Raw genomic sequence first — 25,271 nt, forward strand, 5'->3', positions numbered from 1 at the left:
CCCTCACCTTAGGAGTGCGAACACAAGCAGTGCACGGTAGAAGCAGTGCACGGTAGAAGCAGTGCACGGTAGAAGCAGTGCACGGTAGAAGCAGTGCACGCTGCGTGCCGGCAGACAGCCCGGCCGCACGCAGCGTGGGCCGAGCAGACCACGCGCGACCGCGGCGTGATCGACCAACGTCCAGCCCCCGGCACGGGGGCCGTATTCGCGGACACCGGATTCGGACACCGTGTGGGACCGTGTGGGACAGCCAGTCCACGGTCACGAATCCCGCCTCTTTCAGCGCCCTTTCCAGGGTTGCACCCGTCCAGTACCGCGCGGGGACGGTCGCCTCCCGGCCGCCAGCCCACAGCTGGAGCACGACGGCCGCGGCGTCGTGAGGCTCGGACGTATGCAGGCGGAACCCATAGGGGGCGTAGTCCCCACCGCGCCTCGCAGGGAGGGGAACTCCAGCTCACGGCGGAAGGGCTGCTGCGAAAAGTTCTCGTACAGCGCGGCGAGATTGTCGAATTGGCTGTCCATCACGACCTCTTCCGATGCGGACACTGACGCTGCGGGCGTGTCTCCAGTACGCATGCAGTGCCAGGCCATCTGGAAGGGAGATGGCCGTCGGAAGTGTTGAAAGGGAGGCCGTGTTGAAAGGTGTCAGGCGTGCGGAAGGGTGGCCGGCGGCGCGCTGGTGGGCTCCTTCAGGGGGCGCAGCTCGGGTGGACGAGCCTGCCGCACGCAGTCCAGCGCGACATCCAGGTCCACCTGCTGGGCCAGAAGCAAGATGAGCCTGTCGCGGAACAGGTCGGGGGCGCCGCTGTCGGTGAGACCTCGCGCGATCGCAAGGTACACCCGGTCGAATTCCTCAGGGGTCATCGGATCGTCATCTCCGGTGTGCGGTCGACGTCGCCGAGCATGTCCGTGAGGGTGGCGGCGAGTTCGGCGCGGCCGGGGCGGGGCCAGCGCGCGGCCACCACGCCGTCCGGCCGAACCAGGTAGACGGCTCCGGCGGTCGCGCCGTAGTCGGCGGCCACCGTCCCCTGGACGTCGTGATAGCACTGATCGTCCGTACAGCCGTCCGGGGGATGCACGCGCAGCAGGCGGATGGGCGCCCCGACGGCGGCGGCGGCCTCCTCGACCGCCGCGAGAGAGGACGCGGCATCGGAGTGGTCGAAGACCAGGATGTTCAGGGCACCGCCGAACAGGTCGGGCAGGTAGCATCGCGCGCCGCTCGCCTGGGTGAGGTGTCCCCGGCCGGCCCGCTCCCCCGGCCTGAACCCGCCGTCCATCGGCGGATCGTCGGGGACGCAGACGATCGACGGGCTGTACCTCATGGGACGGAACGGACGGTGCCGGCCCAGCCCGGCCGCGAGGGTGTTCCCTTCGGCGGCCAGTGTGAGGGCGGCCTGCCGGAGCTCCTCCGACTCGGCCGAGGTCGGCGTCATGAACTCCGCGGCCCGGGTCACCAGGTCCAGATTCCGGCGGACGGCGGCGACGCGTTCCTCGGAGTAGGTGTCCAGCAGCGCCCCGCCGGCCAGTCCCCTGCTGACCAGGGCGAGCTTCCAGTGCAGGTTCTCGGCGTCGTCGACGCTGGAGTTGAGACCGAATCCGCCGAAGATCGGCACGAGGTGGGCGGCGTCACCGGCGAAGAGCACCCGGCCGTGCCGGTACCGATCCAGCGAGAGCGCCCGGGCCTGGTAGGTGCTGATCCAGATCGGCCGGACCTCGTCGGCCTCGTGCCCGATCGCCCTCAGATGCTCGCGGACGAGGGCCGTGACGGCGCCCGGTTCGGTCGCCCGGTCCAGGTCGGAGCCGATCGGGAACTGGAAGTCCATCCGCCAGACGCCGTCCGGCGACATGTGGCGCAGCAGCAGGCCGCCGGGCAGATAGTGCGGGTCGAACCACACGCGGCGGATCGGCGGCGGGGTGGGCGCCGGTCCCTCCACCTTCACGTCCACGATGACGAAGGTCACGTCATAGGCGAGGCCGTTCATCCGCAGGCCGCAGGAGCGCCGGACGACGCTGCGGCCCCCGTCGGCGGCGACCACCCAGGGCGCGCGGAGCCGGTAGGGTCCCGCGGGCGTCGAGACGGTGAGTTCGACCTCCTCCGGCCCGGCCGCCGCGCCGGTGACCGCGTGCTGCCATCGCACCTCGGCGCCGGGAGCCCGCTCGACCTCCTCCAGCAGTCCCGACTCGATGTGCCACTGCGGCAGATAGTTGTTGGGCGCGAACTTCGTCCCGTCCGCGGCCCGCGGCGGCGACTGGCTGAGCACGAGCCGCTCCCCGAAGAACGACTCGCTGCCGAGCGTCGGGATGGACCTGGCCGCGAGCAGGTCGCCGCGGCCCGGGGCCACCCGGTTGATCGTCTCGAACGTCCGGTCGCTGATCCCGCTGGCCCTGCTGGCCTGGCAGACCGTGTCGCCGGCCTCCAGGACGACGGTCCGCACGCCGAAGCGGGCCAGCCCCGCGGCCAGGGTCAGACCGGTCGGCCCGGCGCCCACCACGACGACGTCCGGACGGGTCCGGTCGAGCCCGTCCGGTCCAAGAGGCGGCGCGGCCGTTTCGTGCACGACCCATTGGAAGTCGATGCCGTAGTCGAGGGCGGTCTCGTCCGCCATGGTGTCCTCCTCGCGTGGGTTCGCCGGGCCGCCGTCAGGCGATGTCGAGCACGATCTTCATCGCCTTGCGGGCCGCGAAGAGCTCGTAGCCGTGCGGCGCCTCCTCCAGCCGGAGCCGGTGGCTGATGACCGCGCTCGGGCTCAGCGTGCCCGCCGCGACGGCCGCCATGACCTCCCGCCAGACGCCCTGGACGTTGGCGGGACCGCACATCTGTAGGTCGACGCCGCGCCGGAACATGTCGCCGGAGGGCATCCGCATCGACTCCTCACCGTGCACCCCGATGACCGAAACGGTGCCGCCGTCGCGGACGCAGGTCAGCGCGTCGAGCAGCGCGGCGGGCAGGCCGGCGGACTCGATCACCACGTCCGCCCCGGACGGTGCGATGGCACGGAACGCCGCCGCCGCGCCCTCCTCGCCGACCAGGACGGTCTCGGCGCCGGTGATCTCGCGGGCGCGGTCGAGCCGGTCCGGGACGGTGTCGGCCAGCACGATCCGCCGGGCGCCCTGGGCTCGGGCCGCCATCGCGCAGAGCACCCCGACGGGGCCCGCGCCGATGGTGAGCACCAGGTCCCCGTCCACGACGCGGCCGCGGCGGCAGGCGTACCACGCGGTGCTCATGATGTCGCCGACGAGCAGCGCGTCCTCGTCGCTGACGCCGGCCGGCCTGCCGAGCAGGTTGACGTCGGCGTCCGGGACGAGCACGAGTTCGGCCTGGGTCCCGCCGCAGTCGCCGAACAGCGGCCCGAACCCGTAGCCCCTGCCGGACGTGCAGTGGTTGAACCGGCCGGCGGCGCAGTGGGCGCAGCCGCCGCAGGCGAGGGTGAAGGATCCCACCACGTCGTCTCCCGGGCGGACGGACGTGACGTCCGCGCCGACCGTGACGACCTCGCCCATGTACTCGTGCCCCATCGGCATCCCGGAGTACAGGCCGGGCACGTGGTCGTTGTAGACGTGCAGGTCGGACCCGCAGATCGCCGACAGCCTGACCCGGACGACGGCGTCGCGCGGGCCGCCGGGCCTGGGGGCCTCGACGTCCTCGACCGCGACCGTGGCGGGCCCCTTGAACACCAGCGCCTTCATGAGTTCTCCCGTCCGGGGACGTGGGTGCGATCGATCAGATGCGTCCAGACGCCCTTGACCTCGGTGTAGGCGTCCAGCGCGTACCGGCCCATCTCGCGGCCCCAACCGCTGGCCTTGAAGCCGCCCCATGGCGCCGCGACATCGGGCACGTGCAGCATGTTGATGAAGATCGCGCCCGCCCTGACCCGGGCGGCCAGCCGGTGCGCGGTGGCCAGGTCCTGGGTCCAGATCGAGGCCGCGAGCCCGTACTCCAGCGCGTTCGCCCGTTCCACGACCTCGTCGTAGTCGTCGAACGGCATGATCGGCACGACCGGCCCGAAGACCTCCTCGCGGGCGATCGTCATCTCGTCGGTGACCCCGGTGACCACCGTCGGCTCGTAGAACGACCCGGCGGCGAGGGCGCCGCCCGCACGCCGGCCCCCGGTGATCACCTCGCCGCCCTCGTCCACCGCCGTCCGTACGTATCCGTCCACCCGCGTCAGGTGCGCCTCGGAGATCAGCGGGCCGAGCCGGGTGCCGGCGTCCATGCCGCGGCCGAGCGTCATGCCCGCGGCCGCGGCCGCGAACTTCTCGGTGAACTCCTCGACGCGCCGCCGATGAACGTACAGGCGGGCGAAGGCCGCGCAGACCTGGCCGCTGTTGAACATGGCGCCGGCCACGTTGCCCTGCACGGCGGCGTCGATGTCCACGTCGTCGGTGATGATGCTCGGGGCCTTGCCGCCGAGTTCCAGGGTGAGGCGCTTGAGGTTGCCGGCCGAGGCGCGGACGATCTGCCGGCCCACCTCGGTGGAGCCGGTGAACGACACCTTGTCCACGCCGGGGTGCTCCACCAGCAGCCGGCCGGTCGATGGTCCCCCGGTGAGGATGTTGACCACGCCGTCCGGCAGGCCCGCCGCCCGGACCAGCTCGCCGAGCCGCAGCGCCGACAGCGGGGTCTGCTCGGCGGGCTTGAGGATGACCGTGTTACCGCAGGCGAGCGCCGGCGCCAGCTTCCAGCACGCCTGGAGCAGCGGACCGTTCCAGGGGACGATCAGCGCGCACACGCCGACCGGCTCCCGGCGGGTGTAGTGCAGGGTGTCGGGGAAGGAGACCGGGGCGACCGCGCCCTCGATCTTCGTGCACCATCCGGCGTAGTACCGCAGGTGCTCGGCGGCGGCCGGCACGCCGAACGCGCGGGCGTCGGCGACCGGCATGCCGTTGTCGCGCGACTCGGTCTCGGCGAGTTCGTCGCGGTGCTCTTCCAGCAGGTCGGCCAGCCGCCACAGCAACCGGGCGCGGGCCGAGGCGGGCAGGTCGCGCCACCGCGGGTCGGCGAGCGCGGTGCGTGCGGCGGCGACCGCCGCGTCGACCTCGGCGCCGCCCGCCTCGATACAGACGGCCAGTTCGGTGCCGTCGGCGGGATCGGTGGTGACGAAGGTGGCGGCCGACGGTGGGGAGACCCACTCACCGCCGATCAGCAGTTTGGTGTCGTCCATTGGTTCCTCCGATGTGGGTGGTCTGCCGTGTCCGGAAGCCGGGCCGCTAGCCACCGGCTCCGAAGAGCGACGTCAGCTCCTTCTGCGTCGCGGCGAGCTCGGTCGCGGGCAGGTCCATGTCGATGATCTTCAGCTGGCTCAGCCCGGGCAGGCCGCCGACCGGCGCGGGGGCGCCCGGCGCCGTGCCCTGGAGGCCGAGCCGCCCGATGCCCTGCTGGGCCTCCGGGGTCAGCAGCCACGCGCTCAGCAGCATCGCGGCGTTGGGGTGCTTGGCCTTCGCCGGAACCGCGTAGCCGGTGCCGGTCGCGGGCGTGCCGTCGTCCAGCGTGAAGTACGTGACCGGGGCGCCGCTGCCGCCCGCGTTGTTGATCAGCTGGTAGGCGGCGACCATGCCGATCTGCTTCTGCCCGGTGGCGACGGCCTGGATGGCGGCGGGCACCGTGGCGTACTTCGTGGCGTTGCCCGACAGTGTCTTCAGGTCGGCCCGGTCGATGACGCCCGCCTTCTCGGTGGCGGCGAGGGACTGCGAGGACAGGCCGGGGATGGCCGGGTCCGGCAGCGCGATCTTGCCCTTCCACTTCGGGTCCAGCAGCGCCGCCCAGGTCTTCGGCAGGTCCGCCGGCTTGACCGTCCTGGTGTTGTAGAACATGGTCGCCTGGGCCAGCAGCGGCTCGACGTAGAAGTCCCGCTCGCCGACGTACTTCGGATCGAGCGCGGCGGAGCCCTCCGGCTTGTAGGAGGTGAGCCAGCCTCGCTGCGCGTACAGGCCGAGGTCGACCGGGCCGGTGGCGAGCAGGTCCGCGCCGAGCTTCCCGGTCGCGATCTCGGCCTGGAGGCGTGCCGTCAGCGGCGGTCCGAACAGGTCGGTGGTCTTCACCGTGATGCCGGGGTACTTCCTGGTGAACTGGTCGTACAGCGGCTTGTACGTGCTCTGGAACGGTCCGTAGACCATGAGCGTCCCCTCGGCCTTGGCCGCGGTGTACAGGTCCGATGCCGCCTTCGGCGGCGCCGACGCGGCGGTCGGCGCGCTCGGTCCCCCGCCGCAGGCGGTCATCGCGAACGCGCTCGTCACGCCGATGACGGCGGCGGCCCAGCGAAGGACTGTCCGGTGTCTGCCCATCAGTGGCTCCTGTTCATCGATCGGATCGATCCGTCTTCGGCGGGGAGCACGACAAGTTCGGCACAGCTCACGAGCACGCGCTGGCCGCGTTCCAACGGGGAGTCCCGGCCCAGGCCCAGCACGGCGACGATCTTCCCTGTGCCGGGAAGGTCGACCTCCACCTCGACGCCGTCACCGAGCCGGGCGATCGCCACCACGCGGCCGGTGCCCAGCGACTCCTCGGACGGGGAGCCGACGGCGCCGGGACCGGGGACGGTGTCCGCCGGACGCACGGTCAGCGCCCGGCTGCGTGCGGCGATGAGCACCGGACGGCCGGGCCCCGCCACGCCGACGTGCGGAGCGCGGACGCGACCATCGGTGACCTGCACGGTGCAGTCGGCGCCGTCCGCGGACACGGCGACCCCCGGAATGAACACATCGAATCCGACGAACTCGGCCACCTGCCTGGTCGCCGGCAGCGTGAACACCTCGCGGGGGGTTCCGAGCTGCGCGACGCGTCCGCCGGCCAGGACCGCGACCCGGTCGGCCAGGCCCCCGATCTCGTCCTGATCGTGGGTGACGTAGAGGGCGGTGGTGCCGGTCCTCTCGTGCAGCGCGCGGATCTCCCGGCGCAGCAGACGCCGCAGGTTGGCGTCCAGATTGGACAGCGGTTCGTCGAAGAGCAGCACGCTCGGCTCGGTCACGATGGCGCGGGCGATCGACACGCGCTGCTGCTGGCCGCCGGAGAGCTGGCCGGGCCGCCGCCCGGCGGTCTCCGGGAGCCCGACCAGCTCCAGCGCCTCGGAGACCCGCCGGTCCAGCTCGGCGCCGCGCACCTTACGCCGCCGCAGCGGATAGGCCACGTTCTGGGCGACGCTCAGGTGCGGCCAGAGCGCGTAGTTCTGGAAGACCATGCCGAGGTTGCGTGACTCCGGCGGCACAAAGCACCGGGCGGCCGGGTCCGTCATCGTCCGGTCACCGATCGAGATCCGTCCCGACTGCGGGCGGTCCAGGCCCGCGACGCACCGCAGCAGGGTGGACTTCCCGCAGCCCGACGGTCCGAGCAGGCCGAGAAGTTCGCCCTCCTTGACGTCGAGGTCGATCTCGTCGAGGACGGTGTTCGTCGCCGTGTACGCGCGGGTGAGGGCGGCGATGCCGATCTGGGCCACTAGAGCCTTCCTTCATCCGGGACGGCCGCGGAGAGGTCTCCCCGCCGCCGCGCCGACCATTTCCTGATGCAGACGACCGCGGCTCCGAGCACCCCTGTCAGCAGCAGGAAGCACGCCAGGGCCGTGCAGTAGAGCGCCGCGGCGGGGGCCAGGCCGCCGTTCTGGAACAGCGAGTAGCTGAGCGTCGAGACGGTGTCGGTTCCCGTCTGGGCCAGGAGCAGGGGGACGTCGAGGGTGCCGGACATGACGAACACGACGAGCACCCACGCCGAGGCCAGCGCCGGCCACATGAGCGGGACCAGCACACGCCGTACCTCCCCGATGAACGAGTCGCCGCTCACGCGCGCCGCCTCCTCCAGCTCGCTCGACAGCTGGGTCAGGGAACCTTCCAGCGCGCGCACCGCGAACGGCACCACCGAGACGAGCAGGCCGATCAGCAGCGGCAGCGGGGTGCCGAAGAGCCGGTTGAGTCCGGGCACCACGGCGTAGACCCACAGGAGCGCGAGCCCGAACACCAGCCCCGGCATCGTCGCCGGCACCCACGAGCCGAGCCGCGCGAACAGCGGCAGGCGGCCGCGGCCGCGCACGAAGACATAGGCGAGCGTGAAGGACAGGAGCACGCTGATGGCGCCCCCGGCGGCCGAGCCGATGACGGTGACCAGGATGGCCTTGCGCGTCGCCGGGTCGGCGAACACCGCCCGGTAGTTGCCCGCCGTCCAGCCGTCGAAGACGCCGAAGTAGGACTGGAACGATCCGACCAGCATCTGGGCGAACGGGAGGGCGATCGTCAGGGCGACCCAGGCCAGGATGACGCCGGTGAGCGCCCACCGCCACCGGCTGCGCGTGGCCGACCGGTCGCCTGCCGCGCGGGCCTGCACGGTGACGAACGACCGGTCGCCGAGCAGGCGCAGCTGCGCCACGACGCAGAGCATCACCAGCAGGACGAGGATCATCGACGCCGTGGACGCGGCGCTGTAGTCAGGTCCGAGCGGATCTTGCAGGTAGGTGTAGACCGTCGTGGAGAACACCCGGATGTTCGCGCCGAGGCCGAGGATGGCGGGCACCTCGAACTCCTGCATGGTCAGCACGAAGCCCAGCAACGTCGTGCCCAGCAGGGCGGGTGCGAGGCTCGGTACCTCGATGCCGAGGAAGGCCCGCGTGACGCCCGCACCGCACACCCGCGCCGCCTCCGTGCTCGACTTGCCGGACGCGCGCACCGGGCTGAGCAGGAGCAGGTAGGCGATCGACGCCGTCTTGATCGTCGAGACCGCCACCACGCCGTACCAGTTGTGCGTGGAGAAGCCGTTCGCGAGCCCGTCGGCGCCCACCGTGGCCAGCGCCTTGTTCACCAGACCGCCCGTGCCCGAACCGGCCATCGCCCAGGCCAGCGCGTAGTAGGACTTCGGTACGGCGAGCAGGATCACCATCGACGGGGTGATCGCACGGCGCAGCGGGGCCTGGCTGCGCTGGGAGATCAGCAGCAGGCCGAGGGCGACGCAGGTGCCGAGCGACGCGACGACGGCGCTGTAGACCAGCGTCACGCCCAGGGCCCGCCAGATGTAGGCGCGCCCGACCACACGGGTGACGCCGTCCAGGGTCCACTCCGCCGGGGGGAACGGCGAGGTGCGGATCGCGCCGTAGGCCAGCAGCACCAGCGGCAGCACGAACAGCCAGACGGTCAGCAGCGCCACGAGCCCCGGCGGAAGCCACCTCAGCCACCGGCGCAGGCCGTGACGGGTCGCCCGCGCGGTCGTGTCGATCGCCATGCTCTCGGTCATCTCGGGGCTCCGAGCGCCGTGGTCAGGAAGGCGGCGACCATGTCCAGCACGAACGGCCGGTGGAACGCCTCGTCCTCGTGGCCGGCGTCGCCGAGCAGCACCAGCGTCGACTCGACGCCGTGGGCCACCAGGTCGCGGTGCAGGCCGGCGCTCTGCTCCGGCGGGATCAGCCGATCGCGGTCGCCGTGCACGAGCAGGAACGGCGCCGAGCCCACCCGGACCATCCGGCATGGGCTGGCCTCCCGGACGCGCGGGTCCGCCCCGTCGATCTCCGTCATGCCCAGCAGGGCCGCCTCGCGCGAGGGCGGGAGGACTCTGGTCTCCAGTTCGCTGCGCCGGGCGAGCGCGGCGATGTCCGTCGGGGCGGCCCACGCGACCACGGCGTCGGCGTGCTCCGGGCTCGTCCGCCCTTCGCGCGGGGTCCCGGGGGCCATCCCCAGCAGGGCCGCCAGATGCCCGCCGGCCGAAGCGCCCCACGCCCCGACGCGGTCCACCCGGAGCGCGAGATCGTCTCCGCGTTCCCGGATCCAGCGAAGTGCGGCGCGTGCGTCCTCCAGCTGGGCGGGGAACCGTGCCACCGGGACCAGGCGATAGTCAAGGCTCGCCACGGCGATCCCGCGCCGTGCCAGCGCGAGCGCCCGGTGTTCGGCGTGGTCTGCGCGGCCCCCGCTCGCCCAGCCCCCACCGTGCAGATAGAGCGTGACGGCCGGGTGTCCGGCCGTTTCCGGGCGGTACAGGTCCAGCAGCAGGTGCTGCCCTCCGGGAGCGGCGTACTCGAACGTGGAGACGGTGACCCCGTCGCGTACCGATCGGCTCACCGGTTCTCCGGCCCGCGCCGCTGCCATCTGCCACCTCCGCACCATCCACGGTTGTTCCGATAAACGGAACGTCCTGGTTCGATTAACGGGTAAGCTATGACCCGAAAGGCGAGGTGTCAACAGCGAGGATCCAGTAGAACATGGCGACACCAGCGAAAACAGTGACCAGACGGCAGAACGGAAGACGTTCTATATTCGGACTGGTCGCAATCCCCCGGCGCAGAAGGCAGGACGATGAGTGAGATCTCCAAGACCGCGGACCTGGCTCTGCGCGCCCTGATCGTCCTCGGCGAGAGCGGCCCGGCCACGGCGGCCTCGCTCGGCCGGGAGTTGGGCGTCAACCGCACCGTCGTGCACCGGATCCTGACCACGTTGCAGAGCCGGGGATTCGTCGTACGCCGTGACCGCACGTACGCGCTCGGTGGAACGCTGCGGCACCTGGCCGCGAGCGCCGCCCCGGACCTGCGCGCCCTCGCCAGGCCCACGATGGCCCGGCTCGTCGAGACGGCGCGCGAGACGGTGGTGATGCACGCACCCGAAGGGAACGTCGCCGTGGTGGTCGAGCAGGTCGTGGCCGACCACCACGTCCTGCGCGTCGAGCACCCGCCCGGCTCGCGCCATCCCCTGCACCGCGGCGCGAGCGGACGGGCGATGCTCGCGTTCATGGACGACCAGACGATCGACACCACGCTCCGCGAGGAGCCGGACGCCGAGAAGACACGGGTGCGGCTACGCGAGGTGCGCGACCTCGGTTACGCGCTCTCCTTCGACGAACTTCAGCACGGTGTGCACGGTGCGGCGGCGCCGGTGCTCGACCCGAACGGGTCGGTGGTCGCGAGCGTGGCGATCCTCGTCCCGGCGACCCGCACCGCGAGCATGACCGCGCACCTGGACGATCTGCTGGCGGCGGCCGGCGAGATGGGCGCGGCGCTGCATGCGGCCTCCCAACCCGCTCGCCTGGCCGACCGCGCACGTGACGTGCCCGACACAGCCGACACGAGCGACTTGAGCGACTTGAGCGACTCGGTCGTCGCCCCTCCGCCGCGACGGCCGTGATGGTCGTGTCAGCCGCTCACAGGTGCCGGCCGCCGTCGACCACGATCCGCGTGCCCGTCGCCAGCCGCAGGTGGGTGACGGCGCCGACCACCGAGAGCGCGATGTCCTCGGGAGCGGCGACGACCCGCAGCGGCGTGCTCGCCGCCTGGCGCTCGATCGCCGCCGTGTCGCGGCCCGGAACGAAGTCGGTGTCGACCGCGGCCGGCGCGACGGCGATCACCCGCACCTCGGGGGCGAGGACGCGCGCGAGCGACATCGTCATCACGTCCATCGCCGCTTTCGAGGCGCAGTAGGCGATGCTGCTGCCGAGACCGGTGAACCCGGAGACCGAGGAGATGTGCACGACCACGCCGTCCCCGCCGGACCGGTCTCCTGATCTGAGGAGGTCGGAGAACTCCCGGACGAGCGCGAAGGACCCGCGGACGTTGGTCCGCAGGATCCGGTCGAACGTCTCGTCGTCCAGGGCCCGCAGGTCGGAGTGCGGGACCGCCGCGGTGATGCCGGCGGCGTTGACGAGCACATCGCACCCTCCGTGCCGCCCGGCCACGAACCGGGCGGCCTCGGCCAGTTCGGCGCTCACCTCCAGCGGCATCCGCACGGTCGAGTGGCCCGTCCCCGGGAGGGAGTCCCGAACCCGCTCGGCGCGATCGGCGCCGCCGTGGTACCCCACCGCCACCGTCGCCCCGGCCTCCGCGAACTCCCGCGCGCAGGCGGCGCCGATCCCGCCGCTGCCGCCGGCCACCACGACGACCCGTCCGCCGAGCTCGTAACGGCCGAGCCCACCCCGCCTCAGTTCCGGCATACGCCACCTCCAGGCATCAATGATATGATTGAGCATATCAATCAGATGTAATGCGGCCTCCGGGGAGGAACGCGTGGACACGAGAACCGATGTGGACACCGGAGAACCGAGGGGGACGGGCGGTCCGTCCTACCTGTCCGGGTTCGGCAATGAGCACGTCAGCGAGGCGGTGCCAGGCGCGCTCCCGGTGGGCCGCAACTCCCCCCAGCAGGCCCCGCTCGGGCTGTACGCCGAGCAGATCAGCGGGACCGCGTTCACCCAGCCACGATCGGTCAACCGCCGTACCTGGGTCTACCGGATCACCCCGTCCGCCAAGCACCCGCCGTTCCGGCGGATCGGCGACGGGCTGCTGCGGACCGCGCCGTTCACCGACGTTCCCCCCGACCCGAACCGGCTGCGCTGGGATCCGGTCGCCCTTCCGGACACGCCGACCGACTTCGTGGACGGCCTGGTCACGATCGGCGGGAACGGCGACGCCCTGGCCCACGCCGGCATCGGCATCCACTGGTACCGGGCCACCACGTCCATGACCGACCGGTACTTCGTCAACGCCGACGGCGAGTTCCTGATCGTCCCGCAACTCGGCGAACTGCTCCTGCACACCGAACTGGGCCGCCTCCTGGTCGCGCCGGGAGAGATCGCGGTCGTGCCACGCGGCATCAGGTACCGGGTCGAGGTGCCCGGCAGCGCCGCACGCGGCTACATCTGCGAGAACTACGGCGCGCCCTTCACCCTGCCCGAGCGCGGCCCGATCGGAGCCAACGGGCTGGCCAACGAGCGCGACTTCCTCGCCCCCGTGGCGGCGTTCGAGGAGGGTTCGCGCGACGTCCAGGTCGTCCAGAAGTTCGGCGGCGGGCTCTGGGCAGCCGACTACGGCCACTCGCCGCTGGACGTCGTCGCCTGGCACGGCGACCACACCCCGTACAAGTACGACCTGGCGCGCTTCATGACGATCGGGACGATCAGCTTCGATCACCCCGATCCCTCGATCTTCACCGTGCTGACCTCGCCGACCGACTCACCGGGTCTCGCGAACGCCGACTTCGTGATCTTCCCTCCGCGGTGGCTGGTGGGCGAGAACACGTTCCGGCCGCCCTGGTACCACCGCAACATCATGAGCGAGTTCATGGGCCTCGTCCGCGGGGTCTACGACGCGAAGGCCGACGGGTTCCTCCCGGGCGGCGCGAGCCTGCACAACAGCTTCACCTCCCACGGCCCGGACGCCGACACCTACGCGCGAGCCAGCACCGCGGACCTCGTCCCACAGAAGCTCGACGACACGCTGGCGTTCATGTTCGAGAGCCGGTGGGTCATCCGGCTCACCGAGCACGCCGCCGCCAGCCCCACGCTCCAGGCGGACTACGACTCCGTGTGGGACGGGCTACGACCGCACTTCGCCCGAACATGACCGCCGCGGACCGCGATGTCCTCGACCAGCTCCCCCCGCTCTCCCAGGCCGCCGACCACCGGCTCCCGCTGTGGGTCCAGGTCGCCGACAGCGTCCGCGACTTCGCCGAACGGAGCACCGCCGGCGCGCCCGTCCGCCTGCCGACCGAGGTCCAGCTGGCCCGGCACTACGCGGTCAGCGTGTCGACCGTCCGCCAGGCGCTGACGGCCCTGGAGAGCGAGGGGCTGCTCACCCGCAGGCGACGGCACGGCACGTTCCTCGCGGCGCGCGACGTGCAGGCGCGGCCGCTGCACCTGACCGGTTCGCTGGACGCGGTCGTCCACCAGCAGGCCAGCGACGAGACGACCGTGCTCGACAAGACGATGGTCCCGGTCCCCGAAGGGCTGCGCGACGCCTTTCCCGGAGCCGCGGAGGTCGTCGAGTTCCAGCGCGTCCGGTACGCCGACGGCGCGGTGCTCAACTACGCGAAGAACTACCTGCGCCGCGATGTCGGCGCCCGCATCGACCGGGAGAGCCTGCGCAGGGGCTCGATGACCCAGTTGCTGCGCGACGAGCTCGGGCTGGAGCTCGGCCGCATCGACAACGAGATCGCGGCGATCTCCGCGGACTCGCAGATCGCGCGGTTGCTCGACGTCGAGCCGCACGCCCCCGTCCTGCTGTCGCGGAACCTGACCTTCGACACCGGCGGCGATGTCGTCGACGCCGCGCTCATCTACTACCGCGCCGACCGGTTCCGCTTCGCCTTCAGCCTCGCCCTGAGTCCGCAGGCCCAGACCTGAGCACGCGCCGGCCGATTGTCAGGAGGTCAGGGGGTCGGTGGCGGCGGTCCGCTCCAGGACTCTGAGGGACCCCTCCACCCGGCGTTCCTCGAACGCGCCGCTGGCCAGGGCCCGCAGGTAGACGTGGTACGGGGGCTGTCCGCCGTCGGCCGGATCGGGGAAGACGTCGTGAATCACCAGGGCTCCGCCCACGGCGAGGTGGGGCGCCCAGCCCTCGTAGTCGCCCTGCGCGTGCTCCTCGGCGTGACCGCCGTCGATGAACAGCAGGGCCAGGGGCGTCCGCCAGAGCGCCGCGACCGTGCGGGACTGGCCGACGATGGCGACGACCTGGTCCTCCAGACCGGCGGCGTTGATCGTCTTACGGAAGGCGGGCAGGGTGTCCATCCGCCCGGTGCTCGGGTCGACCAGGGACGGGTCGTGGTGCTCCCAGCCCGCCTGGTTCTCTTCCGAGCCGTGGTGGTGGTCGACGGTGACCACGACGGTTCCGGCCTGCCGGGCGGCCGCGCCGAGGTAGACGGCCGACTTGCCGCAGTAGCTGCCGACCTCCAGCATCGGGCCGGTCCCGGCCAGGCGCGCCCCGTAGTCCAGGGCCGTCTCGTAGAGGGCCAGGCCCTCGTCGTCCGGCATGAAGCCCTTGGCCCAGCGCGCGGTGCGCAGCAGAGCCGCCGGCATGTCGGCCGGCGCGGTCGCCCCGGGGCCGGTGGACGCCTGGGTGTGGGTCATCGTTCTCCTCCGCCGGGCACTGTTACCGAGATCCTTTCGCGGATCGGGAGTCTTGCCCAGCCGAACTGAAACGCGTTCTACTTTCGTGCTGGACACGCCCCTCCGAACCTGGTTCTGTAGGTTGGCGTCGAGGCGGCCGGGGGCCGTGCTTCGCGTCCCCTCGTCCCCTCCCGCACGCTCACCGCGACCGCGAACGGAGAAGGCGATGAGAGTACGAGTCGACCCGCTGGTGTGCGAGGCCAACGCCGTCTGCGTGGGGCTCGCACCCGAGGTCTTCGACCTCGACGACGATGACGAACTCCACATCCTCCAGCCGGACGTGCCTGCCGCCGAGGGCGACCGCGTCCGGCACGCGGTGCGGTCGTGCCCGAAGGCCGCGCTGACGCTGGAGGAGTAGGACCGGCCCGCCCCTCACCGTCCTCACCCTCTTCTTTCGGGACGCCCCGCACGCGCGGCGCGGGCGTCCTCCTCAGGGCCCTTCCTTTGGGCCAAACCAATGACGTGTGAGTGGTTGGTCAGGGATTCCCTCAGCGTGCCATCCTTCTTCGTGTCCGATCGGGACCTCTAGTCGATCATGGAGTGCGGGTGGCATTCGCTGGTGCGTGGGAACGGGTCGCGGCGGCGCGGGCGACACTCGCGGCGGCGATGCTGGCGGTGCCCCTGACGGCCGTCCCGCCCGCCTTGGCGGTGGGCCCCGTCCGCATCCACGACATCCAGGGCGCCGCGCACATCTCGCCGCTGAACCGCTCCGCCGTCTCCGGGGTTCCGGGCGTGGTGACGGCGGTGACCGGCACCGGGTTCTGGATGCAGGACCCCCATCCCGACAAGAGCGACGCGACGTCCGAGGGCGTGTTCGTCTACACCCGCACCCGCCCGTCCGCCGCGGCCGGCGACTCCGTGCGGGTGGACGGCAGGGTCAGCGAGTTCCGGCCCGGCGGCGCCAGGTCCGCCGGGCTCACCCGGACCGAGATCGACGCGACCGCCACCACGGTGGACGCGCACGGCACGCGCCTGCCCGCACCCGCCGTCCTCGGGCCCCGCGGGCGCCGGGCACCGTCGAGTCTCGTCAAGGACGGGCGGGGAGACGTCGAGAAGGGCGGCCGGTTCGACCCGCGCCGGAACGGGCTGGACTTCTACGAGTCGCTCGAAGGGATGCGGCTCCGGGTCGAGAACGCCGTCGCGGTCGGACCGTCCCGCTACGGCGAGCTGCCCGTCCTGCCCGCGAACGGCGCCGGCGCCGGGACGCGGACGGCGCGCGGCGGCATCCTGCTGCGCGACGGCGACGCCAACCCCGAGCGGGTGATCCTCGACGACTCGCTCGCGGCGCTGCCCGGCATGAACGTGGGCGACCGGCTCCCGGACGCCAACGACGGCGTCCTGGACTACGGCTACGGCGACTTCAAGCTGCTGCTCACCGCCACCCCCCGCCGCGCGGACGGCGGCCTCCCCCGCGAGGCGACCCGCCCGGCCAGGCCGGGTGAGCTGGCCGTCGCCACCGCCGGGCTGGACGGCCTCGACCCCGACTCCCCGCCCGAGCGCTTCCGCGCCCTCGCCGAGGACATCGCCCGGGGCCTGCGGTCCCCCGACCTCATCGCGATCAGCGGGCTGCGCGACAACAGCGGCGAGGCCGATGACGGCACGGTCGCCGCCGACCAGACCGTCGCCGAGCTGATCACCGCGATCAGCGCGGCCGGCGGCCCCGCCTACGACTGGCGGTCGGTGAACCCGCGCGACAACGCCGACGGCGGCGACAACGGCACCAACGGCCGGATCGGGTTCCTGTTCCGCACCGACCGCGGTCTCTCGTTCGTCGACCGTCCCTCCCCCGCCGAGCCGATGGCGGACGGGCCGCCCCCCGGCGGGCCCGACCCGGCGGTCACGGCGGTCAGGGCCGTCCCGCGGGGCGGCACGGCGGGGCTGACGCTCAGCCCCGGCCGTATCGCGCCGGGCGACGCCGTGTGGGCCGCGTCCCGCAAGCCGCTCGCCGGGGAGGTCACCTGGCAGGGACGGCGCATCATCGTGATCGCGGCGCAGTGGTTCGGGCAGGCGAGCGACGACCAGCCGCTCTTCGGGCGCTTCCAGCCCCCGTCGCGGCCGAGCGAGTGGCGCCGCGACGCGCAGGCGAAGGTGGTCGCGGGCTTCGTCCGGTCCATCCAGAAGGTGGACGCGAACGCCGGTGTGATCGTGGCGGGCGACCTCAACGGCGGCGAGTTCTCCCCGCCCGTCCGCACCCTCGCCAAGGACGGCGGGCTGACCGACCTGCCGGCCGGGCTCGCCGCCCCGGAACGCTACACGGCGGTCTCCGGCGGGAACGCCCAGCTGCTCGACCACATCCTGCTCAGCCCGTCCCTGCGGCGGCGCAAGCACGAGATCGACGTGGTGCACCGCGGCGCCGAGTTCGCCGACCGGGCGGGCGACCGGGACCCGACCGTCGTCCGTATCGACCTCGCGGGGAAGTGACCTGCGTCTTCCGAATTTGGGCTGTGCCAAAAATTCGGCATTGATCCGCCCTGAATAGGACCGGTGTTTTCCCGGTACGGCCCCGGGCACCGGTCGATCGTCACACCCCCCACGGGAGGAGACGCCCCTATGGCGCACCGATATCGGCCGGGCATCAGCCTGGTCGGCCTGCTCTACCTCATCATCGGCGTGTTCGTCGCCTTTGACCGCGACTACATCGACGCGGCCCTCCTGCGACGGGTCGGCAGCGCACTGCTGGCCATCTTCCTGTGGTTCCTCATCCTGCTCGGCGTGGACCTCCACATACACACCTGACCCGGAGCCGGCACGGGCCGCGCCGCATCCCCCCACGCGGGGCGGCCCGTGCCACCCCTACCCGCTCGACAGGTCGCCCTCGCCACCAGGTCATAGACCGAAGAACGCCGCGAGGGTTACTTTCCGCCCATGACGAAAAAGGGATGCAGTTGCGGGCACGGCAGCGGATGCTCATGCGCGAAGGGATGCTCCTGCGGCTGCAACGGCTGACGCCGCGTGCGCCAGTGCGGCGTGGTGCGGCACCGATGCCGCGTCAGTGCGAGGCTTGCCGGTGCCCCGCCGGCACCCAGTAGCGCAGCTTGACGCCCCGCCGGTCTTCGAGGACGCCGCCGTTCGCCTCGATGACACGGCGTGACCCCACGTTGTCCTCGTCGCAGGTGATGAGCGCGGGATCGATCCCCAGTTCGGCCGCCAGCGGAAGGGCGGCACGGAGCATGGCCGTGCCGTGCCCCCGCCGCCGCGCGGACGGGCGCACGTCGTAGCCGATATGGCCGCCCACGTCCCGCAGCCACGGGGTGAGGCGATGCCGGATCGACAGGCCGCCGAGGAACTCGTCCCCCTCCACCCACCACAGGGCCGTGGACGGGACGAACCCCTCCGGACGCGGCGTCGCCTCAAGGGACTGGGCGCGCAGCGACCACACGAACCGGTCGAAGACCTCGGGATCACTCCAGTCGGCGGCGTTCGCGCCGATCTCCCGGCCGATCCGGCTGTCGTCGTCCGGCCCGCCCCGTCCCTCCCGCCGGAACTCCTCCATCGCCGCGACATAGGAGCGGTGGACGGACGGGGTCGGCGGCACGAGCTCGGGCATGCTCCTCCTCAGGGCGCGACGGCGCGCCACAGGAGGGTGGTCTCGCCGCGGTGATCGGTGCTGGTGCCGAGGCCCAACAGGTCTCCGCCCATCGACGTCAGGGCGGTGAGTCGCTGGTCGCCCGGGCCGTCCAGCCCGGCCACCGGGACGCGGCGCCAGGTCGTGCCGTCCGGGGACGTCCAGACGGCGGCGTCGCCGCCGGTGGCACCGGCGGCGACGAAGCCCTTCGGGGTCGCGGCGACGGCGGTGACGGACGTCGCGCCGCCGAGAGCGCGCGGCGTCCAGGTCGCGCCGCCGTCGGCGGACACCAGCGGTAGCGAACCCGCCTGGCCGAGGGCGATGACCGTGTTCCCACGCGCCGCGACCTCGGCCAGCGGCCCCGCCGTCGGGGGACCGGTTCCCGTCACCGGGACGGGGGACCCGGCCGGGGGGCTCACGGAAAGCTTGGCCTGAGTCCACTTCAGGCCGTCCGGCGAGGTCCACGCGGCGGGGGCCTTCTCCCGCCCGCCGACCGCGACGTACCCGCCCGCGGTCGCGGAGACGTTCACGGGGTTGCCGTCGATGTCGGAGCGCTTCCAGGTCGTGAGATCGGTGGAACGCCAGGCCGCGCCCGTCCCGACCGCGACGTAGCCGACCGGGCCCGCGGTGACGGCGGCCGGCGCCGGGCCCGCGGGGAACGGGGCCTTGGTCCAGGACGCGCCGTCCGGCGAGGTCATCGCGAGGGGGCCGGGGGACGCACCGGACGTGCGGCCCACGGCGAGCCAACCCTGCGCCCCGTAGGCGACCTCGGACAACCAGCCGCCGGACCCGGGGAACTGGGCGCGGGCCCATCTCCGTCCGTCGGGCGCACTCCACACCGCCGTGGTCCCGTTCGTGCTGCCGACCGCGACGACCCGTCCAGGCCCCGCGGCGACGGATCTGATCGTCCGCTCGGGGCGGACGGCGCCGGGCACCGACGCCAGGTTCACGCCGAACAGGTAAGCGTCACCGCCCTGGTGGCCGGAGATCGCGACCGCGCCGGTGGCGACCGTCAGGCCGCTGACCTCGGGCGGTCCCTCGACCGTGCCGCCCGGCTGCCATGCGCGCCCGTCCATGCTGCGCAGCACCGCTCGCTTCTTGCCGCGGACGAGGACCGCCAGCCCGGCGGCGCCGCCGCCGAAGCGCTCGATGCCCGTGAACTCCGCGCCGCCGAACTGGCCGGCGGCCCGCCAGCCCTGGCCGTCCGCCGAGGTGAACACGACACCGAACCGTGTCGTTTTGCGGTGCTTCTTGCGTCCCGTGGTGCGCCGCCCCTCCCGGACGGTGGCGAACCCGCCGGGCCCGGCGACCAGGCCCTTCGTGGCGCCGTACGAACCCTGCGCCTGCGGGACGGTCACGGCGGTCCACGTCCTTCCGCCGTCGGCGGACCGCCACAGCCCGTCGCCGCGCACGGTGCGCGTGACCTTCCGCTTGCGCTTCTTCTGGGTGACCTTCTTGGTGAAGGTCCCGTGCGTCACCAGGACGTTCCCCGCCGCGGCGACCCGGTCGAGCCCGGTGATCCCGGGAACCTCGACGCGCTGCCAGGCCCGGCCGTCCGCCGAGCTCCACACCAGGGCCTTCCCCGGCGCGCCGCCCACGGCCACGAACCCGTACGCGGTGCGGGTCAGGGCGTTGATCTGGTCGGCCGGACGGAACGCGGGGCCGAGTTGCTGCCGGGTCCACGTCCTCGCGTCCTTGCTGGTCCAGGCGACGACACCGGCGGTGCCCCGGCCGAGCGCCACCCAGTTCCCGGCGCCGCCGGACAGCAGCCGCGGGCGGTCGCCGAGCGGCGGCTCCGTGCCGTCGGCCGCGCGGACCCGGGCGGTCCGCCAGGCGCGCCCGGAGTCGGCGGAGTACAGGAACGCGGTGCGCTCCCGCCCCTCCGCGCCGGTGCCCTCGGTGCCCGCGGCGACGATCGCCCCGCCGTCCGCGGCGATGGTCGCGAGGTCCTGGATGAGCCCGTCGGACACGGCCGCCGGGTCGGTGGCGAACAGCGCGTCCGCGGCCATCGCCCCCGCCGGCCGGGGCTTGGCGGGCTCGGCGTCGCCGTCGGCCCGCCCGAGGACGAAGATCACCCCGCCCGCGACCAGGACGAGCCCGGCGACGACCGCGATGCCCGACCGCAGCCCGCGCGTCCGGCCCGGCTTCGCGGACGGCCGCGGCGGCCGCGCCGATTTCGCCGCTCGCGCCGCGTCTGCGGCGGAGTACACCTTCTCGTCCACCGGCTCCGGTCGCGGCCGCACGGCGGGCGCCGGGCCGGCGGTTGGCGGAACAGCGGTTGGCGGAACAGCAGTGGGCGGGGCAGCGGGCGGCGCGGGACGTGCGGCGGGCGGGGGGCCGTGCCCCCACCCCAGCCCGGCGGACCGCCACGCCTCGTACGCGCGCTGCCAGGGCGTGAGGGACGCGGGCAGGTCGGCGGCGACGCCGAAGGTCAGGCGTTGCCGGACCTGGCGGGAGTCGGCGGGCCCGTCCTCGGTCGGGGGCCTGGCCTCGTCCTGCTCGGGGGTCCTCGCCGTCACGCGCGCTCCTTCACCGGGTCCGCCTCTGGACCGTCGATGGCACCATCAAACCGCGCCACACCCGCCCGTGTTGGGACATCGGTGTGAACGGCGGCCGATCTTAGCCGCGGCAGCGTTCTATCACCTCAGGCCCGGCGAAACCGATCTTTCGCCTCGATCGCCCCCTTGTAGGCGAAACCTTGGATGTGGATCACGGGCGCGTCCACCGCCGGAACGCCGTGGACCTCGGCGGACACTCCCACTCCACCCGCCTCGATCCGGACGCCCGGCGGGACCAGGATCTCGACCGTGGACTTGTAGGCGAGCACCCGGATCGTGGTGACCCGCCCTTCCAACTCGGCCGCGCGGAGGTCGAGCAGGGAGTGGCCCTTGTAGATCACGGCGGTGAAGTTCTCGGGCACCCGCCACCGGCCGCTGCGCTTCACGGCGCTCTTGTAGGCCATCTGGAAACGGCTCGCGGGACGCACCGGCGCGGGTTCCCTGGGGGCGGACGGCAGATCCGCCGACACCCGGTCAAGGTCCGCATGCGTCCGGGCGGCCAACGCCAGGTCGATGCGCTCGTCCAACTCCGCCTCGGTCAGCCGGCCTTCGGCGTAGGCCGTGTGCAGCCCGACGAGGGCCTCGTCCCGGTCCCGGTCCGAGGCGCGCAGACCGGGCCCGGCCTTCCGCTGCTCGACGCTCATGCCATCTCTCCTTCAGACCTCGACCAAGTCGCGATGTATCGTAACTCGTCATCGCTCGTTTCGCGAGACATTCGCCCGGATCCGGCCGTCGTGTCCCGACGCGCGATCTTGGTTCCGGCCCGTCCGGACGCCCGTCCACTAGATTCGGAGGCAGTCCGAAAGTCGAGGTGAGGGGGAGGGTCCATGGTCGGCACGCCCGGCCGCGCGCACGGCCCGTACACGCTCTACGACCTGGACGCGCTCCCCGAGGAGGGCCGCCGCTACGAGCTCGCCGACGGCTGGCTGCACGAACTGCCCGGCGACCTGTGGCACGACCACGCCGCCGAGCAGCTGAAGACCGTCCTCAAGGACGCGGCGCGCCAGGCCGACGCCGATGTCCACATCGCCGGCGCCCCGCAGGACGTGACGACCCCGGCGGGCATCCGCAAGCCGGACGTGTTCGCCGTCGGACGCGACGTCGCCCGCGCCGCGCTGGAGCGCCGCACCCGCACCTACTACGGCCCCGACCTGCTCCTCGTCGCCGAGGTCGTCACGCCCCGCACGGTCAACGAGCAGATCGACCGTGTCCGCAAGGTCGACGAGTACGCGGCGACCGGCATCCCCCACTACTGGCTCGTCGACCTGGAGCCGCGCCCAACAGTCACGATGCTGGAGCTAGAGGACGGCGGCTACCGCGTCACCGGCAAGGCACGCTCCGGCGAGACCGTCACCCTCGATCGCCCCTTCGCGATCGAGTTCGATCCCTCCCGCCTCTCCGAGATGGAGTAGCCGGGTCGCCCGGCCGACGGGCGGAGACCGCCTAGCGCCGTGCGAGATGGCGCAGGTAGGCGTCGCGGTCGAGCGGATCACCGTCCGTGCGCTCGCGCTCGGGCGGCCGTCCGGTCACGGGACGCTCACCGGACGGCCGCGACCACCACACCCCCTCGCCGTTCGTCAGCGCGGGAAGCGACTGCTCGGCCTCGCGGGCCAGGGACGCGGGGATCTCGCCGCGGACCGTCCAGCCCTCGGACGCCGGCTCCGGTTCCAGGGCACCGGCGCCGAGCGCGGTCAGCCTGGCCAGGACGGGGCTCAGCGCCTCGCCGGGAATCTCCGCCTCGAAGGCGTGGCACGGCTCGAACACGCGGGTCCCGGCCTCGGCCAGCGCCCGCATGAGCACGAGCGGGGTGAGGCCGCGGAAATCGGCGGCCGTGCTGAGCGGCGCGGCGTACCCCGACCGGGTGAGGACGACCGCGCAGTCGGTCACCGGCCAGCCGTGCAGGCCCTGCTCCAGCGTGCGGTGGACGGTCTCCTCGATCGCCCGGTCGAGCGCGTGCGGCAACGCCCCGAGCTCGACCTCGCGGCGGAAACTGACACCGGTCCCCGGCTCGACGCGCAGCCCGACGCTGGCCCAGAAGTCGGGCGTGCGGCGCCGCCAGTTCATGTCCTCCGCAGCCTCGCCGACGCCCGCCGGACGCTCCAGATAGACGGTGCGGCTCGCCTCGAACACCGCCTCGACGCCCGCGTCCGCGCGCAGCCGGGCCCCGATGATCTCCTTCTGCACCTCCCCGTACAGCAGGACGGACGTGGCGCCGCCGGGCGCGGGCCGCGCCCGGATCAGCGGGTCCTCCTCGGCGAGGTCGAGCAACGCGCCGCGCAGCCGGGCCGAGTCCGCGGGCCGCCGCGCGCGGACGACCGTCTCCAGGCTCGGCGGGTGGAACGGCGTGACGGCGCGCACCGGCGCCCCGATCCGGTCACCGACGCGGATACCGGCGAGGCCCCGGACACGGCCGATGTTCCCGGCGGTCAGGTGGGGCCCGGACGGGCCCACGACGTCCAGCCCGGTGACCCGCCCGACCCGTCCGCCGATGGTGACACGCTGACGGAGCCGCAGCTCTCCGGAGAACAGCCGCAGATAGGCGGCCCTCTCCCCGGACGGGCCGCGTTCGACGGCGAAGACCGAACCGCGGGTCTCCCCGCCCGCGTCCCCGTCGGCCGGAGGAAGCAGGTTCCCGATCCCGTCCAGCAGCTCGGCGACACCCGCGCCGGTCACCGCCGACCCGAAGTAGAGGGGGTGCACCAGTCCAGCAGCTGTCTGGACCCGCAACGCGTCCCGGACGACAGCGGACGCCGGTTCCCGCCCGTCCACGAGGGCTTCGAGGAGCGCGTCGTCGTTCTCGGCGAGGATCTCGGCCGAAACGGCACGGGCGGTGGTGCCGGCCGTGGCGGTCCCGACGTCGCGGACGTCGTTCAGCGGGACGGCACGCTCCGACAACCGCCGCCGGATCGCGGCAAGGGTCCCCTCGCCGCTCGCGCCCATCCGGTCGATCTTGTTGACGAAGATCAAGGTGGGCAGGCGCAGGGCGCGCAACGTCCGCATCAGCACACGGGTCTGCGCCTGGACGCCCTCCACGGCCGACATCACCAGAACGGCGCCGTCCAGCACGCCGAGGGCGCGCTCGACCTCCGCGACGAAGTCGGCGTGGCCCGGGGTGTCGATCAGGTTGACGTCCAGCCCGCCGGCGCGGAAGGACGCGACGGCGGTGCGGATCGTGATGCCGCGGCTGCGCTCCAGCTCACCGCGATCGGTCTGCGTATCGCCCGCGTCGACGCTGCCGAGCCGCCCGATGGCGCCGGTGTCGTACAGCAGCCGTTCGGTCAGGCTGGTCTTGCCCGCGTCAACATGCGCGAGGATGCCGAGGTTGAGGGTGGCCATGTGCGGTGAAGTCCTCGAAAGCTCTCGTCCTGACAGGGAACTGGGAGAATCCGAAGACTCGGCGCATCTCGCCTCCATCGCTAGATCGAACCAACCTGACCATGCTGCCAGCCGGGTCCGTACACGGAAACCGAATATTCTCTAGGCTCGGGGCGTGCTGCTCCTGACAACGCTGGAAGCGTGGCGAGCCCAGCCCGGCCCGAGGTTCGTCCTGTCCGACGCGGGCGCCGTGTGGGCGCCCGACGACAGGCCCGACCCGGAGGACGCGCTCGCGATCGCCGACGATGTGTTCGAGGAGGGCCAGGTCGTCGCGGTCACCCTCGATCCCGCACCCGGCCTGACACCGCCGCGCGGAATGATCGACCGGACGACGGCGACGGACGTCCGGTACGCGAGGCGGGCCCCGGACGGCCGTCACGTGGCGTTCCTGCCGCGCCCCGCCACCGCCGAGGCGCTCGACCTGCTCCCCCACCCCGAGGGCGGCTGGTACCGCGAGACGTGGCGGTCGGACGTCCGCTTCACCCCCGCCGGCTATCCCGGCGAGCGGGCGAGCGCCACCGGCATCTACTTCCTGCTGCCGCCCGGCGAGGAGTCGATGTGGCACAGCGTCCGCTCCGCCGAGGTGTGGCTGTGGCACAGCGGCGGTCCGCTGGAGCTCCTGCTGGCGGGCAACGGCGACCGCCCGTCGGACACCGAGGAAACGATCACCCTGGGCCCGGACGTGACGTCCGGTCAGGCCCCGCAAGCGGTAGTGCCCGCCGGAGCCTGGCAAGCAGCACGCCCCGCCGCGGGGCAGGAGGTCCTGGTCAGCTGCATAGTCTCCCCCGGCTTCGACTTCGCCGACTTCAAGGCCGGACCGAGCGGCAGCGACGCGGAAACCGGCGCCAAGGGCCCGTCCACGGGGTGACATCAGCCGTCACGCGAGCGCGAAACCCGACCGGTGGGGCAAAGCCGAAGACAAGCCCCACCGGGAAGATCG

General features: G+C 72.8%; 22 protein-coding genes. 8 read left to right on the forward strand and 14 right to left on the reverse strand.

Features of this window, described 5'->3' with window-relative positions; translation table 11 throughout:
* Window positions 1-645: 645 nt before the first annotated feature.
* The 8 genes from AMA02S_RS09660 to AMA02S_RS09695 are packed head-to-tail and all read right to left on the reverse strand — an operon-like array spanning window position 646 to window position 10,026.
* Window positions 646-864, reverse strand: coding sequence for a hypothetical protein (locus tag AMA02S_RS09660; protein WP_067455062.1), 219 nt, complete (start codon window positions 862-864; stop codon window positions 646-648).
* Window positions 861-2,606 carry an FAD-dependent monooxygenase gene (locus AMA02S_RS09665; protein WP_067455065.1) on the reverse strand — a complete coding sequence of 582 codons (1,746 nt, stop codon included), beginning with the start codon at window positions 2,604-2,606 and terminating at the stop codon, window positions 861-863. The genes AMA02S_RS09660 and AMA02S_RS09665 overlap by 4 nt, the downstream gene beginning before the upstream one ends.
* Window positions 2,607-2,640: 34 nt before the next feature.
* Entirely contained in the window at window positions 2,641-3,687 is a 1,047-nt protein-coding gene (locus AMA02S_RS09670) for an alcohol dehydrogenase catalytic domain-containing protein (RefSeq protein ID WP_067455068.1), read from the reverse strand.
* The gene (locus AMA02S_RS09675; protein WP_067455075.1) at window positions 3,684-5,162 is read right to left on the reverse strand and encodes an aldehyde dehydrogenase family protein; all 1,479 of its coding nucleotides are present in this window, start codon (window positions 5,160-5,162) and stop codon (window positions 3,684-3,686) included. Before AMA02S_RS09675 ends, AMA02S_RS09670 begins: the two co-directional genes overlap by 4 nt.
* Before the next feature lie 46 nt (window positions 5,163-5,208).
* Window positions 5,209-6,282, reverse strand: coding sequence for an ABC transporter substrate-binding protein (locus tag AMA02S_RS09680; RefSeq protein ID WP_067455078.1), 1,074 nt, complete (start codon window positions 6,280-6,282; stop codon window positions 5,209-5,211).
* The gene (locus tag AMA02S_RS09685; RefSeq protein ID WP_067455080.1) at window positions 6,282-7,430 is read right to left on the reverse strand and encodes an ABC transporter ATP-binding protein; all 1,149 of its coding nucleotides are present in this window, start codon (window positions 7,428-7,430) and stop codon (window positions 6,282-6,284) included. Before AMA02S_RS09685 ends, AMA02S_RS09680 begins: the two co-directional genes overlap by 1 nt.
* Window positions 7,430-9,208, reverse strand: a complete 1,779-nt coding sequence (locus tag AMA02S_RS09690) for an ABC transporter permease (protein WP_157430486.1) — start codon at window positions 9,206-9,208, stop codon at window positions 7,430-7,432. The genes AMA02S_RS09685 and AMA02S_RS09690 overlap by 1 nt, the downstream gene beginning before the upstream one ends.
* Window positions 9,205-10,026 carry an alpha/beta hydrolase gene (locus AMA02S_RS09695; RefSeq protein ID WP_169806803.1) on the reverse strand — a complete coding sequence of 274 codons (822 nt, stop codon included), beginning with the start codon at window positions 10,024-10,026 and terminating at the stop codon, window positions 9,205-9,207. Before AMA02S_RS09695 ends, AMA02S_RS09690 begins: the two co-directional genes overlap by 4 nt.
* A 234-nt stretch (window positions 10,027-10,260) precedes the next feature.
* Between AMA02S_RS09695 and AMA02S_RS09700 the strand changes: the two genes are divergently transcribed.
* Window positions 10,261-11,082 (forward strand): IclR family transcriptional regulator, encoded by an 822-nt coding sequence (locus tag AMA02S_RS09700; RefSeq protein WP_067455086.1) that lies wholly within the window; start codon window positions 10,261-10,263, stop codon window positions 11,080-11,082.
* Between the two features lie 16 nt (window positions 11,083-11,098).
* Here AMA02S_RS09700 and AMA02S_RS09705 read toward each other — a convergent pair whose 3' ends face one another.
* The gene (locus tag AMA02S_RS09705) at window positions 11,099-11,884 is read right to left on the reverse strand and encodes an SDR family NAD(P)-dependent oxidoreductase (protein WP_067455089.1); all 786 of its coding nucleotides are present in this window, start codon (window positions 11,882-11,884) and stop codon (window positions 11,099-11,101) included.
* Window positions 11,885-11,957: 73 nt separating this feature from the next.
* On the opposite strand from AMA02S_RS09705, the gene hmgA reads away from it, so the two are divergent.
* Both hmgA and AMA02S_RS09715 read left to right on the forward strand, forming a co-directional pair.
* The gene (hmgA, locus tag AMA02S_RS09710) at window positions 11,958-13,292 is read left to right on the forward strand and encodes a homogentisate 1,2-dioxygenase (protein ID WP_245667428.1); all 1,335 of its coding nucleotides are present in this window, start codon (window positions 11,958-11,960) and stop codon (window positions 13,290-13,292) included.
* Window positions 13,289-14,071 (forward strand): GntR family transcriptional regulator, encoded by a 783-nt coding sequence (locus AMA02S_RS09715; RefSeq protein WP_067455093.1) that lies wholly within the window; start codon window positions 13,289-13,291, stop codon window positions 14,069-14,071. Before hmgA ends, AMA02S_RS09715 begins: the two co-directional genes overlap by 4 nt.
* 18 nt (window positions 14,072-14,089) lie before the next feature.
* Here AMA02S_RS09715 and AMA02S_RS09720 read toward each other — a convergent pair whose 3' ends face one another.
* Window positions 14,090-14,794, reverse strand: coding sequence for a class I SAM-dependent methyltransferase (locus AMA02S_RS09720; RefSeq protein WP_067455097.1), 705 nt, complete (start codon window positions 14,792-14,794; stop codon window positions 14,090-14,092).
* Between the two features lie 205 nt (window positions 14,795-14,999).
* Here AMA02S_RS09720 and AMA02S_RS09725 point away from each other — a divergent pair, with 205 nt between their 5' ends.
* From AMA02S_RS09725 to AMA02S_RS09735, 3 genes are all read left to right on the forward strand, one after another.
* The gene (locus AMA02S_RS09725) at window positions 15,000-15,191 is read left to right on the forward strand and encodes a ferredoxin (RefSeq protein WP_067455101.1); all 192 of its coding nucleotides are present in this window, start codon (window positions 15,000-15,002) and stop codon (window positions 15,189-15,191) included.
* A 188-nt stretch (window positions 15,192-15,379) separates the two neighbouring features.
* The gene (locus AMA02S_RS09730) at window positions 15,380-17,254 is read left to right on the forward strand and encodes a DUF8508 domain-containing protein (RefSeq protein ID WP_245667429.1); all 1,875 of its coding nucleotides are present in this window, start codon (window positions 15,380-15,382) and stop codon (window positions 17,252-17,254) included.
* A gap of 129 nt (window positions 17,255-17,383) precedes the next feature.
* Window positions 17,384-17,569, forward strand: a complete 186-nt coding sequence (locus AMA02S_RS09735) for a hypothetical protein (RefSeq protein WP_067455104.1) — start codon at window positions 17,384-17,386, stop codon at window positions 17,567-17,569.
* Window positions 17,570-17,822: 253 nt separating this feature from the next.
* Here AMA02S_RS09735 and AMA02S_RS09740 read toward each other — a convergent pair whose 3' ends face one another.
* From AMA02S_RS09740 to AMA02S_RS09750, 3 genes are all read right to left on the reverse strand, one after another.
* Complete coding sequence (locus AMA02S_RS09740; protein WP_067455107.1) at window positions 17,823-18,380, reverse strand: GNAT family N-acetyltransferase; 558 nt, start codon at window positions 18,378-18,380, stop codon at window positions 17,823-17,825.
* Window positions 18,381-18,388: 8 nt separating this feature from the next.
* The gene (locus AMA02S_RS09745) at window positions 18,389-20,917 is read right to left on the reverse strand and encodes a hypothetical protein (protein ID WP_067455110.1); all 2,529 of its coding nucleotides are present in this window, start codon (window positions 20,915-20,917) and stop codon (window positions 18,389-18,391) included.
* Window positions 20,918-21,042: 125 nt separating this feature from the next.
* Window positions 21,043-21,600, reverse strand: a complete 558-nt coding sequence (locus AMA02S_RS09750) for a DUF1707 SHOCT-like domain-containing protein (RefSeq protein ID WP_067455113.1) — start codon at window positions 21,598-21,600, stop codon at window positions 21,043-21,045.
* A 183-nt stretch (window positions 21,601-21,783) separates the two neighbouring features.
* Between AMA02S_RS09750 and AMA02S_RS09755 the strand changes: the two genes are divergently transcribed.
* On the forward strand, window positions 21,784-22,368 hold the full coding sequence (locus AMA02S_RS09755) for a Uma2 family endonuclease (protein WP_067455116.1): 585 nt from the start codon (window positions 21,784-21,786) through the stop codon (window positions 22,366-22,368).
* Between the two features lie 31 nt (window positions 22,369-22,399).
* Here the strand turns inward: AMA02S_RS09755 and AMA02S_RS09760 are convergent, their stop codons facing one another.
* Complete coding sequence (locus tag AMA02S_RS09760) at window positions 22,400-24,292, reverse strand: elongation factor G (protein WP_067455119.1); 1,893 nt, start codon at window positions 24,290-24,292, stop codon at window positions 22,400-22,402.
* A 154-nt stretch (window positions 24,293-24,446) separates the two neighbouring features.
* On the opposite strand from AMA02S_RS09760, the gene AMA02S_RS09765 reads away from it, so the two are divergent.
* Window positions 24,447-25,199: a cupin domain-containing protein gene (locus AMA02S_RS09765; RefSeq protein ID WP_245667430.1), complete on the forward strand. Its 753-nt coding sequence runs from the start codon at window positions 24,447-24,449 to the stop codon at window positions 25,197-25,199.
* Window positions 25,200-25,271 lie beyond the last annotated feature (72 nt).

Origin of the sequence: Actinomadura macra NBRC 14102, from assembly GCF_001552215.1 — a bacterium.
In the GTDB taxonomy this organism is placed as follows: Bacteria; Actinomycetota; Actinomycetes; order Streptosporangiales; family Streptosporangiaceae; genus Spirillospora; species Spirillospora macra.